General features: G+C 59.6%; 11 protein-coding genes. 1 reads left to right on the top strand and 10 read right to left on the bottom strand.

Going from position 1 to position 18,881, the window contains the following annotated elements:
* Positions 1 to 45 precede the first annotated feature (45 nt).
* From astD to AACY50_RS01885, 4 genes are all read right to left on the bottom strand, one after another.
* Positions 46 to 1,515, bottom strand: a complete 1,470-nt coding sequence (astD, locus tag AACY50_RS01900; RefSeq protein ID WP_339431014.1) for a succinylglutamate-semialdehyde dehydrogenase — start codon at positions 1,513 to 1,515, stop codon at positions 46 to 48.
* Positions 1,512 to 2,537: an arginine N-succinyltransferase gene (gene astA / locus AACY50_RS01895; protein WP_339430879.1), complete on the bottom strand. Its 1,026-nt coding sequence runs from the start codon at positions 2,535 to 2,537 to the stop codon at positions 1,512 to 1,514. The genes astD and astA overlap by 4 nt, the downstream gene beginning before the upstream one ends.
* A gap of 51 nt (positions 2,538 to 2,588) precedes the next feature.
* Positions 2,589 to 3,608 (bottom strand): arginine/ornithine succinyltransferase subunit alpha, encoded by a 1,020-nt coding sequence (gene aruF / locus AACY50_RS01890; RefSeq protein WP_339430880.1) that lies wholly within the window; start codon positions 3,606 to 3,608, stop codon positions 2,589 to 2,591.
* A gap of 141 nt (positions 3,609 to 3,749) precedes the next feature.
* A complete protein-coding gene (locus AACY50_RS01885; RefSeq protein WP_339495992.1) occupies positions 3,750 to 4,970 on the bottom strand; it encodes an aspartate aminotransferase family protein in 1,221 nt (406 codons plus the stop codon).
* Between the two features lie 304 nt (positions 4,971 to 5,274).
* On the opposite strand from AACY50_RS01885, the gene AACY50_RS01880 reads away from it, so the two are divergent.
* Positions 5,275 to 13,032 (top strand): dermonecrotic toxin domain-containing protein, encoded by a 7,758-nt coding sequence (locus AACY50_RS01880; protein ID WP_339538087.1) that lies wholly within the window; start codon positions 5,275 to 5,277, stop codon positions 13,030 to 13,032.
* Between the two features lie 24 nt (positions 13,033 to 13,056).
* On the opposite strand, the gene argR is transcribed toward AACY50_RS01880, so the two are convergent.
* From argR to AACY50_RS01850, 6 genes are all read right to left on the bottom strand, one after another.
* Positions 13,057 to 14,037 (bottom strand): transcriptional regulator ArgR, encoded by a 981-nt coding sequence (gene argR, locus AACY50_RS01875; RefSeq protein ID WP_339507815.1) that lies wholly within the window; start codon positions 14,035 to 14,037, stop codon positions 13,057 to 13,059.
* A gap of 231 nt (positions 14,038 to 14,268) precedes the next feature.
* Positions 14,269 to 15,033 (bottom strand): ABC transporter ATP-binding protein, encoded by a 765-nt coding sequence (locus AACY50_RS01870; protein ID WP_221734282.1) that lies wholly within the window; start codon positions 15,031 to 15,033, stop codon positions 14,269 to 14,271.
* Between the two features lie 27 nt (positions 15,034 to 15,060).
* Entirely contained in the window at positions 15,061 to 16,173 is a 1,113-nt protein-coding gene (locus tag AACY50_RS01865) for a M14 family metallopeptidase (RefSeq protein WP_339464058.1), read from the bottom strand.
* Between the two features lies 1 nt (position 16,174).
* Positions 16,175 to 16,873 (bottom strand): ABC transporter permease, encoded by a 699-nt coding sequence (locus AACY50_RS01860; protein WP_221734280.1) that lies wholly within the window; start codon positions 16,871 to 16,873, stop codon positions 16,175 to 16,177.
* On the bottom strand, positions 16,870 to 17,559 hold the full coding sequence (locus AACY50_RS01855; protein ID WP_053122878.1) for an ABC transporter permease: 690 nt from the start codon (positions 17,557 to 17,559) through the stop codon (positions 16,870 to 16,872). Before AACY50_RS01855 ends, AACY50_RS01860 begins: the two co-directional genes overlap by 4 nt.
* A 91-nt stretch (positions 17,560 to 17,650) precedes the next feature.
* A complete protein-coding gene (locus AACY50_RS01850) occupies positions 17,651 to 18,424 on the bottom strand; it encodes an ABC transporter substrate-binding protein (RefSeq protein WP_221734279.1) in 774 nt (257 codons plus the stop codon).
* Between the last annotated feature and the right edge of the window lie 457 nt (positions 18,425 to 18,881).

Below are 18,881 nucleotides of genomic sequence, written 5' to 3'. Positions count from 1 at the left end.
AGGGAAATGCATTCCACTTTGAGTGCCACCTGCTAACGATGGGCATCACGCCATCTTTACGCCGGGTGTAAGCGATGCAGGCAACACCAGGCTCGGTGTTTCCAGCGACGCCACCGGGTACGCGCAATAATCCGCCGCGTAGTAGGCACTGGCGCGATGGTTGCCCGAGGCCCCCACACCGCCAAACGGCGCGCTGCTCGCAGCCCCCGTCAATTGCTTGTTCCAGTTGACGATGCCGGCGCGGCTTTCCAGCCAGAATTGCTGATAACGATCTTCGGAATCCGACAACAGACCGGCGGCCAAGCCGTAAGCGGTGTCGTTGGCCTCACTGATCGCTGCGGCGAAATCGCTGTAGCGGATCACTTGCAGCAACGGGCCGAACAGTTCTTCGTCCGGACGCTCGGCCACTGCGGTCACATCAATAATGCCGGGGGTCAGCAACGCGGCTTGCGCCTGCGGCTGCGTCATGTCCAGCAGTGACACGGCGCCATTGGCCAGTAAATGCGCTTGGGCATCCATCAACGCTTTCGCCGCGCCAAGGGAAATCACTGACCCCATGAACGGTGCCGGTTGCTGATCGAACGCACCGACTTCAATGGTCGAGCTGACCTCAACCAGACGCTTGAGCAGGCTGTCGCCCCACGCGCCTTGTGGCACCAGCAGACGACGAGCGCAGGTGCAACGCTGGCCCGCCGAGATGAAGGCCGATTGAATGATCGTGTACACCGCCGCGTCGAGGTCAGCGACCTGATCCACCACCAGCGGGTTGTTGCCCCCCATTTCCAGCGCCAGAATCTTGTCCGGACGCCCGGCAAATTGCTGGTGCAAGTGGTTGCCGGTACGGCTCGAGCCGGTGAAGAACAGACCGTCGATGCCCGGGTTCGCCGCCAGCGCAATGCCGGTTTCACGAGCGCCTTGCAGCAGGTTCAGGACGCCGGCCGGCAACCCGGCTTCGATCCAGCACTTGACCGTCAGCTCGGCAACTTTCGGGGTCAGCTCGCTGGGCTTGAACAGCACGCTGTTACCGGCCAGCAACGCCGGCACGATGTGACCGTTGGGCAAGTGACCAGGGAAGTTGTAAGGCCCGAACACGGCAACCACGCCGTGAGGCTTGTGGCGCAGCACGGCGGTGGCGTCGCCCAACGGGCCGCTCTTCTCGCCGGTACGTTCGCGGTAGCTCTGCACCGAGATCGCGATCTTGTTGACCATGCTGGTGACTTCGGTGGCGGCTTCCCACAGTGGTTTGCCGGTTTCCTCACCGATGGTGCGGGCCAGTTCGTCGCTGTGGTGCTTCAGTGCAGCAGCAAAGGCTTCGAGCACGCTGATGCGCTCTTGCAGCGTGCGCCGTGCCCAACCCGGAAAAGCCTGACGCGCCGCCTGCACGGCCGACTCGACCTGCGCAGCAGTGGCGCCCTCCCCCGACCACAGCACTTGCTGGGTCACCGGGTTCAGTGACTGAAAAGCTTCGCCCTGACCGGCCAGCCATTCACCTGCGATGTATAGCGAATTCATTATTTCGACTCCCGAGCAGCAGACAACGCCACGGCGCGCACTTGGTCGCCCGCGTTGAGTTGAAGACGTTTGGCGGTGTGTGGATCGACCACCAGCGTGCCCGCAGCCAGACGTGCCGGCGCAGCCGTGATGCGGCAGTCTTCGCGTTTGCGGTTATGGATGATGAACGGCGTGGCATCGTCGCCCGGCGTACCGACCGCCAGTACCAGCGCCTCGCTGTCTCGCACCGCGCGGATCTTGCTGGTTTCGCATTCGATGGCCGGACCGGCGTCAAAGATGTCGACGTAACCCTGATAACTGAACCCTTCGCTCTTGAGCATCGCCAGCGCCGGCTCGGTGTCCGGATGGACCTGGCCGATGACATTGCGTGCATCAGGCGACAGGAAGCAGGTGTACAGCGGGAATTTCGGCATCAGTTCAGCGATGAACGCCTTGTTGCCGACACCGGTCAGGTAATCGGCCTGGCTGAACTCCATCTTGAAGAAGTGCCGACCCAGACTTTCCCAGAACGGCGAACGGCCAGCGTCATCCGACACACCGCGCATCTCGGCGATGATCTTGTTGCCGAACAGTTCCGGGAACTCGGCGATGAACAGCATCCGCGCCTTCGACAGCATGCGACCATTGAGACCGTTACGGTAATCGGCGTGCAGGAACAGTGAGCACAGCTCGGAGTTGCCGGTCAGGTCGTTGGCCAGGAACAGCGTCGGGATCTCGCGATAGATGTTCAACTCTTGCGAAGCGCTGACGGTCAGGCCGACACGGAAGTTGTACCAGGGCTCACGCAGACCGACCGCGCCGGCAATGGCGGAAATACCCACCACGCGGCCGTCGTCGTCTTCAAGCACGAACAGGTAATCCGCATCGCCACGGCCGGCTTCGCCGCGAAAGGTCTTTTCAGCCCAGTCGACCCGATGGGTCAGGCGCTCTTCGTTGGCCGGCAACGTGGTCAGGCCAGTGCCGGTGCTGCGGGCCAGGTCGATCAGCGCGGATAAATCGCTGCTGCGTACGGGACGAACAATCATGCTATCTCCTCAAACGGGCCGCCTTCGCCACCCGTAAAACTCGCTAAGGCGTTAAACCGCCACCAGGCGCACGCTGGCACCTTCACCGACGCCCAAGGCCTCGGCCGCTTCCAGATCAAGCGTCACCGGTTTGCCCGGCGCGTAGTCCAGCTCAAGCAACACGGCGCGGTAATCCTGCAACTGGGCGTTGGCCACCAGATACTGGCGACCGGCACCTTTGACCGGCTCGCCGATCTTCACCGGCACCACACGGCTCTGGGCGATCGAACGGATCCCCGACACACGCGCATGCAGGGTCGGGCCGCCGTCGAAAATGTCGATGTAGTGATCGGTCTCGAAGCCTTCGCGCATCAGGATGTCGAAGGTGATCTGCGCACGCGGGTGTACCTGACCCATCGCCTCTTGGGCGGAGTCCGGCAGCAACGGCACATAGATCGGGTAATGCGGCATCAGCTCGGCGAGGAACGTACGGCTTTTCAACCCGCACAGGCGCTCGGCTTCGGCGTAGTTGAGGTCGAAGAAGTTGCGACCGATGGCGTCCCAGAACGGCGAGTCGCCATGCTCATCGCTGTAACCGACGATCTCGGTCACCACCGAATCGGCGAACCGCTCCGGGTGGCTGGCGACGAACAGCAGACGACCACGGGAATTGAGTTCGGCCCACGGCGAACCCACCAACTCACGCTGCACGTAGAAACTGGTCAGCAAGCTATTGCCGGTCAGGTCGTGGCACTGTGAAAGCACATGGATCTTGTTGTGGATCTTCAGCTCGCGGGAGGCGTGGACGAAGGTCTCGTTGCGAAAGCTGTAAAACGGTTCCGAATAACCGGCCGAAGCAACGATCGCCGAGCAGCCGACCAGTTTGCCGGTGGTGGAGTCTTCAAGGACGAAGAAATAACTCTCTTCACCGTTGAAGCTCACTTCGGCGGCGAACGAGGCTTCGCTCGCCGCGATCTTGTCGCTCAGACGTTCCACGTCATCCGGCAAGGAAGTGACACCAATCGGACTGTCCGCAGCCAGACGCTGTACCTCGCCCAGATCAGCCATTTGCGCGGGGCGCATCACCAGCATGGTGTCACTCCTTTCTCTTATAAAAATCACAGAAAAAACACCGAACATTGTTGGAGCGGGCTTGCCCGCTCCCACATTTGATATTGCCCGGTATCAAAAATTGGGTTCGACGCCTGAACCGCTCAGGCGTCGAAAGGTGTATCAAGCTTGCGTCAGTGTTGCAGCGGCACGCTCGAAGCGGTCCAGACCGGCATCGATATCAGCGTCCTCGACCACCAGGCTCGGGGCGAAACGGATCACGTCGGGACCTGCTTGCAGAATCATCAGGCCTTCTTTTTCAGCGGCGTTGAAGATGTCTTTGGCCTTGCCTTTCCAGGCGTCACTCAGCACGCAACCGATCAGCAAGCCGAGGCCACGCACCTGAGTGAACAGGCCGTACTTCTCGCCAATTTGCTCAAGACGGGTTTTGAACTTGTCGTGCTTGGCATTGACGCCGCTCAGCACTTCAGGGGTGTTGATCACGTCGATCACCGCTTCAGCAACCGCGCACGCCAGCGGGTTGCCGCCGTAGGTGGTGCCATGGGTGCCGACGACCAGATGTTTGGCCAGCGCTTCGGTGGTCAGCATCGCCGCGATCGGGAAACCGCCGCCCAGGCTCTTCGCGCTGGTCAGGATATCCGGGGTCACGCCGTAATGCTGGTAGGCAAACAGCTTGCCGCTGCGGCCCATGCCGGTCTGCACTTCATCGAACACCAGCAGCGCGTTGTTCGCATCGCACAGTTCGCGGGCACCTTGCAGGTAAGCCAGTTCGGCCGGCAGCACGCCGCCCTCGCCCTGGATCGGTTCGAGCACGACCGCGCAGGTCTTGTCGGAAACGGCCGCTTTGAGCGCCGCCAGATCGTTGTAGGGAACGTGGGTGATACCGGTGATTTTCGGGCCAAAACCGTCGGAATACTTCGACTGGCCACCCACATTCACGGTGAACAGGGTGCGACCGTGGAAGCTGTTCAGCGCGGCGATGATCTCGTATTTCTCAGTGCCGAAACGGTCGAACGCGACGCGACGGGCCAGCTTGAAGGCGGCCTCGTTGGCTTCGGCGCCGGAGTTGCAGAAGAACACACGCTCGGCGAAAGTTGCGTCGATCAGCTTGTGCGCCAGACGCAGGGCCGGCTCGTTAGTGAACACGTTCGAAACGTGCCACAGCTTGTTCGCTTGCTCGGTCAAGGCACCGACCAGCGCTGGGTGCGCGTGGCCCAATACGTTGACGGCGATGCCGCCGGCGAAGTCGATCAGCTCGCGGCCGGCCTGATCCCAGACGCGGGAACCGGCGCCACGCACCGGAATGAAAGCGGCAGGCGCGTAGTTGGGAACCATAACCTGGTCGAAATCGGCGCGTTGTACCGCAGCGTGCTCAACGGACATCGGAGTCTCCTGATGAGGGCCACCCGCCTGAAACTGGCGAGCGATGGGGGGATTGTAAGGACAGTTTTCAGCCCGGCCTTGCCGCCAAGCGACAACTTCTTATAGCGCAAACCCCGGTTTTTCCCGGGTTTACGGCAATGCGACAAATAGCGTCGCAAAGGCGCAGTTTAAACTGGCGCTGCCGATTGCGGCAGACGCGGGAGAATATCAACTCAGCCTCACGTCCAAGCGATAAATATGTACCGCACCTGGATCGCCACTTCCTGATTTGCTGTCGCTCTTTTCAACGGCCAAGGAACGGCACATGCATTTGCCTCAAGGACAGCACCCCACAGCTAGAACCGACACGACCGACCCGCAACACCCCGATGATCACTATCAGCACTTGAAGAACGCCCTGCCCGACTGGCTTGCCAACGTCTCCCCCACCCGACGCCAGGCCCTGAAAAAAGTCCAGCCGTCACAAACCCTCACACTGCAGGCGGTATCGACCGCGCAGCATCAGAGACTCAAAGCCCTCAACGCCGAACACTGGACGGCGCAAAGCGAGGTCGACACGCAACTGGAACATTTGCAGGACGCCAGTGCCTTCGCCGAACCCTTGCTCAAGCAAGCGCTGAAAAGCCGCTTCGACCTGGATGTGGATGTGCGCAAAACGTTCCTGCGCCTGTATATCCCCGCAACCACGCCCTGGTTCCCGATCAGTACCGGCGCTCGGACCTGGACGGTCTCGCTGCTGGATGCCGCGCTGCATAACTTCGAAGAAAAGGAAACCCGCAACAAGGCCTTCGAAGCCGATTCGACTTACATCACCCAGCCCTCATCCACCGGCCAGTTCGATACCCTGCCGTCAATCAAGGCCAAACTGAGCATCGCGAACTTTACAAAACTGTGCCGGGAACTGGATATCGGCGCGCAATACAAAACCCATCTGGAAGCCCACCTGGGCTTCTCCGATCCGGCAGTGGCAACGTCGCTGCGCCAGAAGATTGATGCAAGTGAAAAAGCCGCGATGCGCGCAGCGCTGCAAATGGCACTGATGAACCGTGACATTTCGCAAAGTTCTTTTCGCCTGATCGACGCGATGCTCGACGGGCTGCAAGGCATACGAATCAACAGCGTGCCCGTGGTGCGTCATGACGTGACGATGATGGGCGCCACGCTTACCGGTATCGTCGTGTTTGCCCCCAGCCTGGAGGAGGCGCGAAAAAACGCCCAAGTGGTGGCCTATGTCCCGGAAGACCCCGAGCACCCGTTCAAGGAATATGCCTCGGCGCTCGAGATGGTCATTGAATTGACCCGACAGTTGCGCTCAAAGGATTACCAGCACTTTTTCAGCCGGTTCGTGAATCACGAACACCGCGGTTTTTTCTTCTCCGGCCTCAATGACCGCCTGAGCAAAATCAAATGGCACCCAAGCGAGAAAGGGAGCTCTGAACCCGCCTGGCGGGCGTCCCCGGTCGAGCGCCCCAATCTGGAGACGGCATTCATCCCGTTCCACGACGACCTGTGGCAACACCTCTATCAGGCGAAACTCAACAAGATCCTCAATGACGCCCGTTTCATCGCCGTGCCGACCGCTTCGGTCGACCAGAAAGCCCGCTGGGCCTTCTGGGATTCGGTGGTCAATATCATTTCGACGATCGTACAGACCGCAGCGCTGGTCGTTGCGCCGTTCGTGCCCGTGCTGGGCGAAGCGATGATGGCGTACATGGCTTATCAGTTTCTCAACGAGGCCTTCGAAGGCATCATCGAATGGGCACAGGGGCGCACCACCGAAGCGTTCGAACACTTGATGAGCACCCTCGAATCGCTGATCCAGTTGGGGTTGTTTGCAGTCGGCGGGAACATTGCCGTGGCCGAGCTTCCCAAGATTTTGCCCAAAGAAATCGTCGCCTTCATCGACCGTTTCAAAACGGTCAAAATGACCAACGAACAAGTCCGTTACTGGGATCCTGATCTCGGTCGCTATCAACAGGAGAGCGCTCCTGACGCCGACTCCACGCCTAATCAACTGGGCCTGCACGAGCATCAGGGCAAACATCTGTTGCCGCTCGAAAACGCCCATTTTGCCGTGAGCGAAAGCACAATCCCCGGCCAGTACCGGATCGAACACCCGACCCGTCCCGATGCTTACCAGCCGCTGTTGCGACACAACGGCGACGGCGCCTGGCACACGGAACTCGAACAACCACTGGAATGGGACAAGCCCACGGCGTTGCGCCGGATCGGCCCCTTGGTCGAGTCGTTTTCCCCACTCGAACGCGAAACGATTCTTCAGGTCAGCGGGGTCAACGAAGGCGCCCTGCGCAAAATGCATGTCGAACAGGAAAAACTGCCGCCGCTGCTGGCCGACAGCATCCAGCGCTTCAAGATCGATCAGCAACTGCAACGTTTTAACGACTATCTGAGCAGCGATGCGCCCGAGCAATACCTGCGCGCCGACCCGGTCATGCAGTTGCAACTGTTGACCGAGCAGGGTCGCTGGCCTGCCGGCAAACGCCTGCGTTTGCTGGATAAACAAGGCGAACTCATCTGGCAATCCTCCAGTGACGAGCGCTTGCCGCTGACCGAGTTGCATCAAGCCAGCCTGATCGGCGACGACCTGCTCAAAAGCCTGTTTTATGCCCTCGACGAGGCGCAAGGCAAAGCCCTGCTGGGCATGGAGTTTTCCGGCCCGACGCCGCCACTGGACGTACGCAGCCAGATGCTTCGCAAGCAACTGGCCCAGCTCGCCATGCAACAACGCAGCGTCATGTTCGAGGCGCGCTATCAGGCGCTGCAGCACAGCGACGATCCACTGGCGCAGCCCCTGCTCCAGCACGATCCGGCGCTACCGGCCGCCGTCACCCGCGAATTACTCGCCACGACCACCAGTGACGAACTGCTGGCCATCAGCGAAGGGCAAGTGCCGGCGCGTCAGCAGCAACTCATGCAACTGGCCCGTCAGGAAGTGCGTGTCACCCGCGCCTATGAAGGGCTGGAGCTCGATTCCGTCAACAACCCGGATTCTGACACCCTGGCACTGCACAGCCTCAAACTGTTACCTGGCTGGAGCGGCGATGTACGTATCGAAATCCGCGACGGGTACTACGAAGGGCCGATACTCGACAGCACCGGCCGCAGCGATGCCCCCGCGCAGAAAATCCTCGTGCGAAAAAGCGATGGCAACTATCAGCCCTACGATGAACGCGCTCAGGAGCTGCATTCGGCCACCGATTTCTATTCAAGCCTGCTCCACGCCTTGCCGGATGCCGATCGCCGGGCGTTGAACCTGCAAATCAGCGACGTAGGTAAATTGAAGCAAGCGATTCGAGCGAATCCGATGGCGCGCAGCGAACTGCGGGTTGCGATTGCACAACCACCGCTACCGGAGCCCGTTATCGATACGTTGCGCCTGGTCGGTGTTGAAAGTCATCCACCAACACGCAGTGCGCAAGCGCGAACGCTCGCTGAGCGGATACTTGAGGTCTATCCGAACGAATCGCCAGCCGAAGTGCAGATGTTTATTTTCGAGCACCAGCGAGGCGCGGGTGGTGTGCGAGGCGAGCTCTCGCGACTTCACCGCGAGTACATCAGGCTCAGCGACGATCTGCGTCGCTGGCAGTTCGATGTGCCGTCGCACGACCCGCAGACAGGTCTGGCGTTGACACCGATTCAGCGCAGAGCCGCCCTGCAAAGCCGTTCGACCCTCAGACGCGGGATCGAGCGGTGCTGGCGCAAGCAAACGCGCGGACCGGCCGGTTACCTGATGCAGATCACTGACCCGATCATTGGCGAGCTTCCTGTGCTGGATGCTGACTTCAGCCACGTCACCTCTCTGGCGATCAATGGCATCAGAAGTACCCGCGGTGTCGATCAGTTCTTGCAGCGTTTCCCCACATTGATGTATCTGGATGTGCAAAACGCCAACCTGCCAAATCTGCCGTCCGCCCTCACCTCGATGCCGGTGCTGCGGCAACTGATCCTGCGCAATTGCAACCTGCGCCTCGGCGCTGGCGATCAGGTTTTACTGGCTTCATTGTCAGACCTGTCCGTTCTCGATCTGCAGGACAACCCGCTAGGGCTGCACCTCGATATCCAGCCAATGACCTCGCTGCGTTTACTCAACCTGACCAATACCGGTATCACGGAGGCGCCAGCCAATCTGCTGAGCCACCCACGATTGGTCAGCGGTAAATTCGCCAGCAACCTGATCACCGAAGTGCCGGACGCCTTATTCACACTCAACAGCATGCTCAGCGACGGCTTCAATTTCGCCGACAACCCGCTGAGCGCCGCCTCGCGAGAACGCGTGAAAACCCATTACCAGCGCACCACAAAGCACTTCGGGGTAGTGCCTGAAGAAGTCGACATCAACCGCACGATCAACCTGTTTGCGGCACTCGAGCCTGCGCAGGCTACCGACGTGTTCTATCAACTGCCCGGAACGCTGGCTCAAGGTCGGGCGCAACTGACCCAATGGGAAGTCGAATTCAGACAGATGAAGGATGGCCTTGCGCAATGGAGCCGAAACATTCCCGAAAACGACCCCACGACCGGCCAACCGCTGAACCTGAACGAGCAATCCAGCGAACTGATGCACCGCGAGCGATTCGCTCAGGCGCTGGAGCAATTCTGGGGCAGCAGAACCCCACACCAGCCCACGCTCAGAAGCTGGTACCTGGAGGCGAATCTGGACTTCATCGGCGATCTGCCAACGCTGGATGCCGACTTCAGCCACGTCTCCAAACTGAGCCTGACCGGCAATAAAGACGTTTCAGCGCTGACGCCATTTCTGCATCGTTTCCGGAACCTGGAAGCGCTGCATCTGTTTGATTTCGATCTGGAACCGGCGTCCAGTTCGATCATCGGTTTTCCTCGCCTGACCACGCTGGAGCTGAAGAATTGTGCGGTGGTGCTGACCCCGGAAAACCAGGCAGCTCTTTGCACCATGAGCAGCCTGGAAACACTGGAGCTGGGCAACAATCCGCTGGGCACACTGCCCGACCTGAATCTGCTGCCCAACCTGACTTATATCGATGTGAGCAACGCTGGCTTGTCCACCGTCCCGGACGGCGTCATCGATCACCCGAATCTGCGCACGATGATCTTCAGCGACAACCTCATCACCGAACTGCCCGAGGCCATTTTCGAACTGCCCCCCAATCGCAGCGACGGGATGGATTTTGCCGACAACCCTCTATCAGCCGCGACTCGCGAACGGATCAAAATCTATTACCGCAAGACGGGGCAAGACTTCGATGTGCAGGCCGATCCGGCTGACATTGCCGTGGCTCGGGAACTGTTTCCACAACTGGATGCGCAGGAAGCCAGTGACATGATCTACGACTTGCCCGGCACCCTGGTCGATAGTCATGATCAACTCGGTCGCTGGCAAACCGAGCTCACCACGCTGACAGCCAATCTCGCCACGTGGGCGCCTAAGGTTCCCTCCCTCCATCCCGTCACCGGTGAAGCCCTGACGGCCATCGAATTGCTCAACGAGTACGCATACCGCAAGGCGTTCGGGCAAAAGCTTGAGAACTTCTGGCGTCATCGCTTGACCCTGTCCGGAATGCGTGACGATTCTTTTTCCTCGGGCCTGCCATTCATCGGTGACATGCCCGTGCTCACGACAGACTTCAGCCACGTCTCGAACCTGCACCTCAAGGGCAATCCTGCCTTGCGTGGAATCGAACCGTTCCTTGATCTGTTTCCCAGAGTGCAATCGCTTGAGATGCGCGACCTCACCATGGAGCAATTCCCCGCGCCCGTTGGTCGCATGCAGGAACTGAAGGATCTGACGCTGAACCATTGCCAGCTCACGTTGACCCCCGAGGGGCAAAACACACTGATCTCACTGAGCGACCTTGAACGTCTGGACCTGAGCAACAACCCGTTGACGCTGGCACCGGATATCGCGGCGATGCCAAAATTGAATGACATTCGCTTGTCCAACTGCAGCCTGACCCAACTGCCAAATGGTCTCGAAGCACATCCCAACCTGAAATCAGTTCTGCTCGAAAGCAACCGCATCACCGAATTACCCGAAGCGTTTTTTCAAATCGACGCCGATCTGGCTGACGGCGTCGATCTGTATGACAACCCTTTGTCGGACGCCAGTCGTGATCGCATCAAGACGTTCTACAACCAACAAGGATGCGACCTTGGCGTGCAGGCCGATCGTGCTGACATCGGCCGCGCGCGCGCCTTGTTTCCGGAGTTGGAAGACGAAGACGCCAACCATATGATCTACAAACTGCCGGGCTCGCTGGACGACGGTCGAGCCCAGCTTTTGCGCTGGGAAAGCGAAATGGCCCAAATGGATCGCGACCTCAATGCCTGGACCGAGGCCATTGCGGCAAGCGACCCCGAGACTGGCCAGCCACTCAGTACCACCGAGGTGGCAACCGAGCGCGAAGCCAGACAAGAGTTCAGCAACGATCTTCAGCAGTTCTGGCGCCAGCGCCGCGCAGACAAACTTGAGCTGCGCTCCAATACGTTCACTGCCGAACTGCCCTTCACCGGTGATCTGCCCGCCCTGTCGGCTGACTTCAGCCATGTCAAACAATTGTCCTTGCAGGGCAAATCAACGCAAAACGTCCCGGACGCGTTCCTGAACTGTTTCCCTGGTTTGTCGGGACTGGAAATGCGCGATATTGCCCTGCGCCGCTGGCCTCAGGCGCTGAACAGGATGCCCTCGCTGCTGACCCTGGCGCTTAGCAACTGTGGTGTGGTCTTTGACGCCCAGGCGCAAGCCATGCTTTCAGGCATGCGCCGGCTGACGATGCTCGATCTGTATAAAAATCCACTGGGTGTGGTGCCTGACGTTTCGCCGCTCAAGGCGCTGACTTACCTCGACCTGTCCGAAACCGGTATCGGCAGCGTCCCGGCCGGCCTGACGGAGATTGCCGACCTCAACACCGTGTTGTTGAACGATAACCGCATCACCGAGTTGCCGGAGGCGCTCTACAACCTCCCCGACCCGGTCAGCAATGGCATCGCTCTGGACGACAACCCGATGTCTGCAAAGACGCGCGATCAGATCAAAGCCTATTACCAACGTACCGGCAGGCATTTTTTCGTACTGGCCGAACAGGCCGATGTCGAACGGGTACAAGCGTTGTATCCACATTTTTCGCAGACCCAAGCCAGCGATCTGATTTACCGCCTGCCCGGCACATTGGCGGATGGACGCGTTGAACTGGCACGTCGAGAGACCGAACTGACGACCCTCAACAACGACCTTGAGCACTGGATGAACGCGCAGTTGCTTGACCCCGTCACCCGCCAATCGCTGGAACCGCAAGCGCGGCTGCAAGAGCAATCCAAAAGGATGAAATTCAAGGAAAGCCTGGAAAATGCCTGGCGTCGCAAATCATCCGCAATTCAGTCCGCGTCCAGCCTGACCCTCGACCTGTCGTTCATCGGAGACCCGCCTGCCTTGGCCGCGGACTTCGGGCATGTGCTTGAACTGGATCTGACCAGCACGGCTACCGTTGCGCCGCGAACCGAAGGCTTGCTCGCCCGCTTCCCTAACCTGCTGAGTCTTAAGATGCGGGGGTTTGAACTCGAGAGCATTCCCGCCGAGGTTTTAAGCATGAAGAAACTCAAGCTGCTGAATCTGCCCGAGTGCAGCATCCGTCTGACAGAAGACACTGCGAATGCGCTGGGGACTCTGGAAGAAATCGACAGCCTGGACTTAAGCAACAATCCCCTAGGACGCGCGCCCGACATCAGCCGCATGAAGCAACTGACCCGCCTGGATCTGAGTAATACCGGACTCACCGAGACGTGGCCGGCACTGTTCGACTCCATCACACTGAGCCACGCCGACCTTTCGGATAACGCGATCACCGAGTTGTCGATTGAAATACTGCGTGGTGATCGTCAGTTGATCGCCCACTTCAACTTCGATGGTAATCCGTTGTCGGGGCTGGCCCGCAGACGGCTTGAAGACTATGCACAATTGCGCGCAGCCAGGCTGAATGAACCGCGCTGGCGCCAGCAGATCACCGTGGGGGATGACACGAGCTCATCGTCTTCGACGTTTGCGACCTCGCCGCAATCGGAGAATTAACAATAGTCGCCAACCCGACGCGGCTCAGCCGCGCTCGGGCGGCACCGACGACAATTCGAACGGGCTGCTGCTTCGCCGCTGGTTGCGATCTTCTCGCGGCGTGGCACCGAAGAAGTTGCGATAAGCGCTGGAGAAGTGCGGCCCCGAGGAGAAGCCGCACGACAGACCGATCTGAATGATCGACTTGCTGGTTTGCATCAACATTTGCCGGGCCTTGTTCAGGCGCAGTTCCAGGTAGTACTGGCTCGGCACACGATTGAGGTATTGCTTGAAGATCCGCTCCAACTGCCGACGGGATACGCACACATGCTGGGCAATTTCGTCGGTGGTCAGCGGCTCTTCGATATTGGCTTCCATCAGCAACACCGCCTGGGTGAGCTTCGGATGGCTGGAGCCCAGACGGTTCTGCAACGGAATGCGCTGACGCTCGCCGCCCTCGCGGATGCGCTCCACCACCAGTTCTTCGGACACCGCACCGGCCAGCTCTGCACCGTGATCACGCGCCAGCACTGCCAGCAACAAGTCGAGCACCGACAGGCCGCCACACGCGGTCAAGCGATCACGGTCCCAGTCGAACAGATGGCTGGTCGCGATGACTTTAGGAAAACGCTCAGCAAAATCGTCCTGCCAGCGCCAGTGGACGGCAGCGCGGTAACCGTCGAGCAAACCGAGTTGCGCCAACGGATACACGCCGGCCGACAGACCTGCGATCACACAGCCAGCCCGCACCAGTTGTTTCAGTGCACTGCTCAGAGCCGGCGCCAAAGACGTCGGTGGCTCATCGGCGAGCAGAAACAGTTTCTGGAAGTTTTCGAGCTTGCCGGCCCATGGCTCGCCGGGCAATTGCCAGGCACCTTCGGCGGGAAGCTCGGCCTGCAAGAACGTCAACTCGTAGACCACGTCCGGGTGCACACGCTGAGCAACACGCAAGGCCTCCTCCGCCAGCGCCAGCGTCAACGCTTTAGTGCTGGGCCAAATCAGGAAACCAATTCGATGGGCAGTCATGGGCGGGCAATCCGAAACGAAGAACGGTGATGAAGGCAAGGGCCAATGCTAGCCCGAAATCGAAACTGTCGCAGATCCATTGTGGGAGCGGGCTTGCTCGCGAATGCGGTAGATCAGACACCAATGATGTCGACTGATACACCGCTTTCGCGAGCAAACCCGTTCCCACAGGGGGCCGAGCAAGTTTTCAGGTCGCGAAGCATGACCTAATTGGGTGCATAACGGGAGCGATTACTTGAGGCTACCCGAGAGGAACTGTTGCAGACGTTCCGATTGCGGATTGACCAGCACTTCACGCGGATCGCCGCTTTCTTCCACGACACCTTTGTGGAGGAATACCAACTGGTTCGACACTTCACGGGCAAAGCCCATTTCGTGGGTGACCACCACCATGGTGCGGCCTTCCTGAGCCAGCGCCTGCATGACTTTGAGCACGTCGCCTACCAGTTCCGGGTCGAGCGCCGAGGTCGGTTCGTCGAACAGCATCACTTCCGGTTCCATCGCCAGCGCACGAGCAATCGCCACACGCTGCTGCTCGCCACCGGACATGTGCCCCGGGAACGCATCCTTACGATGGGCCACGCCGACCTTGTTCAGGTAATGCTCGGCTTTCTCGCGGGCTTCGGCCTTGGACATGCCCAGCACATGCACCGGCGCTTCCATGATGTTTTCCAGCGCGGTCATGTGCGACCACAGGTTGAAATGCTGGAACACCATCGACAGACGCGAACGCATACGCTGCAGTTGCTTTGGATCAGCGGCTTTCAGCGCGCCGTCCTTGTTCGCGACCAGTTTCAGCTCTTCGTTGTTGAGCAGAATCTTGCCCGCGTGCGGCTGCTCAAGCAGGTTGATGCAACGCAGGAAAGTACTTTTGCCGGAGCCACTGGAGCCGATGATGCTGATCACATCGCCGGCTGCCGCTTTCAGGGACACGCCCTTGAGCACTTCGTGACTGCCATAGCGTTTATGCAGGTCTTGGACTTCAAGTTTGTACATGCGGTCGGTTCTCACAAAAACAGTCAGTCAGTCGTTGAGCAAGCGCCCGTGACGCAGCGCTTCGCGCCCCGCCACCTTGGCCAGCCAGAAACCGGGTTGGGCATAGCGCAGCCGTTCAATGGCAAACAGCACCCCGGACGTACCAGCACACACCGTGCTGACCCGATCGGACACAGGGTCGATCACTTCAAAAATCTCATCACCGGCCTCGACCCATTCGCCGGGTTTACGCACAAAGCTCACCACGCCCGGGTGCGGCGCGAACAACAATTCGGTGCCTTCGAACGGCATGCCTTCGCACGGCTCGTGTGCCGGGCTCGGCCACTCGCCGCAGATCAAGCCCTGCTCGGCGAGAAACGCCAGAATGCCTTCAGCATGGGCCTGGGCATCAGCGCGGCCAGTGTCAGCCTGACCGCCCAGCTCGATGGTCGTCGCCAGACAAGCCAAAGGAATCTGCGCCTGCGGGAACTGACGCGACAGGCGCAGCCACGGCAGCGAACAGGCTTCATCGAAGGAGCTGCCGCCGGAATCTTCCGCCAGCAAACCCACTTTCACATTCAGATGCGCGGCCAGTGAACGCCACTGCGGCCAGTGCTGCGGCAACGCATACAGGTGCAGTGCCGCTTCAGCATCACAGTGCAAGTCGAGCACCACGTCGGCGGTGCAGGCGTGGCTGAGCAATACGCGCTGCATGCCTTGCAACTGGCTGCTCGCGGGCGGCAATGCCGCCAGATGATCGGCCATCGCCTGACGGATCAGGCGAATATTGGCGTGCGAATCGTCACCCAGGCTGCCGGCCAACGCCGCCGCAACCGGCGCGCTCAGCTCAACGAAGTCACGGTTGAAATTCTTGCCACTGCCCGCCTCGAAACGGCCTTGGTGATTGCCTTGCAGCAACTGACCAAGACCCAACGGGTTGGCCACCGGCACCAGCTCGATCACGCCGTTGAGCAGGCCTTTGTCTTCGAGTTCGCCGAGGCGCTTTTTAAGCTCCCAGGCGGTGCGCATGCCCGGCAATTCGTCAGCGTGCAGGCTGGCCTGAATGTAAGCCTTGCGCTCGCCGCTGCCGAAACGAAACACCGAAATCCTGCGCTCGCTGCCCAGATGGCTCCACGGCAAAACGTGGTCGATACGTTCCATATCAGTGCTTCCGCGGGGCCAGATAGCTCAGCCAGCGACGCTCGGCCAGCTTGAACAACTTGACCAGAATGAAGGTCAGGCACAGGTAGAACACGCCAGCGGTGATGTACGCCTCGAACGGCAGGTAGTACTGCGCGTTAACGGTACGGGCCGCACCCGTGATGTCGATCAGGGTCACGATGGACGCCAGACTGGTGGTCTGCAGCATCATGATCACTTCGTTGCTGTACTGCGGCAACGCGCGGCGCAGGGCCGACGGCAGCAGGATGCGCTTGTACATCTTGAAGCGCGACATGCCCATGGCTTTGGCCGCTTCGATCTCACCGTTCGGCGTCGCCTTCAGGCTGCCGGCGATGATTTCCGCGGTGTAGGCGCTGGTGTTCACGGCGAACGCCAGGCATGCGCAGAACGTAGCGCTGGACAGCCACGGCCAGAGGAAGCTTTCACGTACAGCTTCAAACTGGGCCAGACCGTAGTAGATCAGGAACAGTTGAACCAGCATCGGCGTACCGCGAATCACGTAGGTGTAGAGCCACGCGGTGCCGTTGACGATCGAGTTCTTGGAGACGCGCATCAGCCCCAGCGGCAACGCCGCCAGCAGACCAAAGAACAGCGACAGCGCGAGCAGTTTGAGGGTGGTCAACAGGCCGCCGAGGTACAGCGGCATAGCCTCCCAAATGACGTTGTAGTCGAAGATCATAGATCAGCCGCCCTTACGCCTACCGAGTAGCGCTTCTCAAGTTGACGCAATGCCAGCAACGAGACACTGGTGATCACCAGGTACATCGCCGCCACTGCAAGGAAGAAGGTGAAAGGCTCGCGAGTGGCATCCGCCGCCTGCTTGGCCTTGAACATCATGTCTTGCAGACCGACCACCGAAATCAGCGCAGTCGCCTTGGTCAGTACCAGCCAGTTGTTGGTGAAGCCTGGAATCGCCAAGCGAATCATCTGCGGCACCATCACCCGGAAGAACACCTGAAAACTGCTCATGCCGTAGGCCATGCCCGCTTCGGCCTGCCCCTTGGGGATCGCCATGAACGCGCCACGGAAGGTTTCCGACAGGTACGCCCCGAAGATGAAACCGAGGGTGCCGATACCGGCGGCCAACGGGTTCAGGTCGATGTAATCGTTGAAGCCGAGCAGCGGCGCCACGCGGTTGAGCAAGTCCTGACCGCCGTAGAAAATCAGCAGGATCAGCACCAGATCGGGAATCCCGCGGATCACCGTGGAGTACAGATCGCCCAGCCACGCCAGCCAGCGCACCGGCGACAGGCGCAGTGCAACACCGATCAGCCCGAGAACGATGGCCAGAGCCATGGACGACAAGGCGAGCTGAAGCGTCAGCCATGCGCCATCGAGGATGACAGCCCCGTAGCCTTTCAACATGATTCAGGTCCTCGAAAGTTGGGATGAAAAAATGGCGCAAACCGCAGAGATCCTGTTGCTTGCGCCATTTCGGACTTGTCGCAGAGACGTATTACTTGCCGTAGATATCGAAGGCGAAGTACTTGTCCTGGATTGCTTTGTATTTGCCGTTTTCGCGGATGGCCGCGATGGCCGCGTTGATCTTGTCTTTCAGGGCATCGCCCTTACGCACAGCGATGCCTACGCCGTCGCCGAAGTATTTGACGTCGGTGAAAGCCGGGCCTGCGAAGGCGAAACCTTTACCGGCGTCGGTGTTCAGGAAACCGTCTTGCAGCAGGGTGGCATCAGCCAGGGTGCCGTCGAGGCGACCGGCGGCCACGTCGAGGTAGATCTCGTTCTGCGAACCGTACGGCTTGATCTCGGCGCCCAGTGGAGCCAGGACTTCGCGGGCGAAACGCTCGTGGATCGAACCACGTTGCACGCCGATGTTCTTGCCCTTGAGCTCAGCCAGACCTTCGCTGACCTGAGTACCGGCCTTCATGACCAGACGTGCCGGGGTGTTGTAGTACTTGTTGGTGAAGTCGACGGACTTCTTGCGGTCTTCAGTGATCGACATGGACGACAGGATCGCGTCGATCTTGCGCACTTTCAGTGCTGGGATCAGACCGTCGAACTCTTGCTCGACCCATACACACTTGACCTGCATCTGCTCGCACAGCGCATTGCCGATGTCATAGTCGAAACCGACGATGCTGCCGTCCGGCGCTTTGGAAGCGAACGGAGGGTAAGCCGCTTCGATACCGATCTTCACAGGTTTTTCGTCAGCGAAGGCATTGAGCGACAGCACGGACAGTGCCAGGGCGCCAAGCAGCACAAGTTTCTTCATCTTGAGACTCCATCGGTAAAGGGCAAAAACGGCAGAGTGAGCAACAGCCCAATATGCGAATGGGTGAATCGGAAAATCCGTTGCTGCATCGGTGGGAAATTTCCTATTGAAACCGCAGGAGGTTTCAACGTTAGCCACGATGAGCCAGTGATCGGCATTCTAACGACAGGCCCGAAGTCGATATTTCTTCAATGCGACAACTAATTACAGATGCACCGAGAAACCGACTTGAGCACATTGACAGTCTTGCAATTTCATGCAAGAGCGAAAGACAGTGAACCGATCTATGCTGCAAATTGCGGGCCTATTATTCGCAAACCCTTCTAATCCGGCAAGCGCAGCGTTGTGTCTTATTTTTCTCGCCTGGTTTTGAGGCTCTGAAACGGGGCGATGCGTTTCCCCTCGCCCCGGTTTGGCGCTGGCGGTTACACATTTGGTTACGGGGATGAAGACGGGT

The sequence above is a fragment of the Pseudomonas sp. RA_15y_Pfl2_54 genome, from assembly GCF_963971015.1.
GTDB classification, from domain to species: Bacteria; Pseudomonadota; Gammaproteobacteria; order Pseudomonadales; family Pseudomonadaceae; genus Aquipseudomonas; species Aquipseudomonas baetica_A.
The sequence above is the reverse complement of the archived record's forward strand: the minus strand, read 5'-3'. Positions and strand labels throughout refer to the sequence as shown.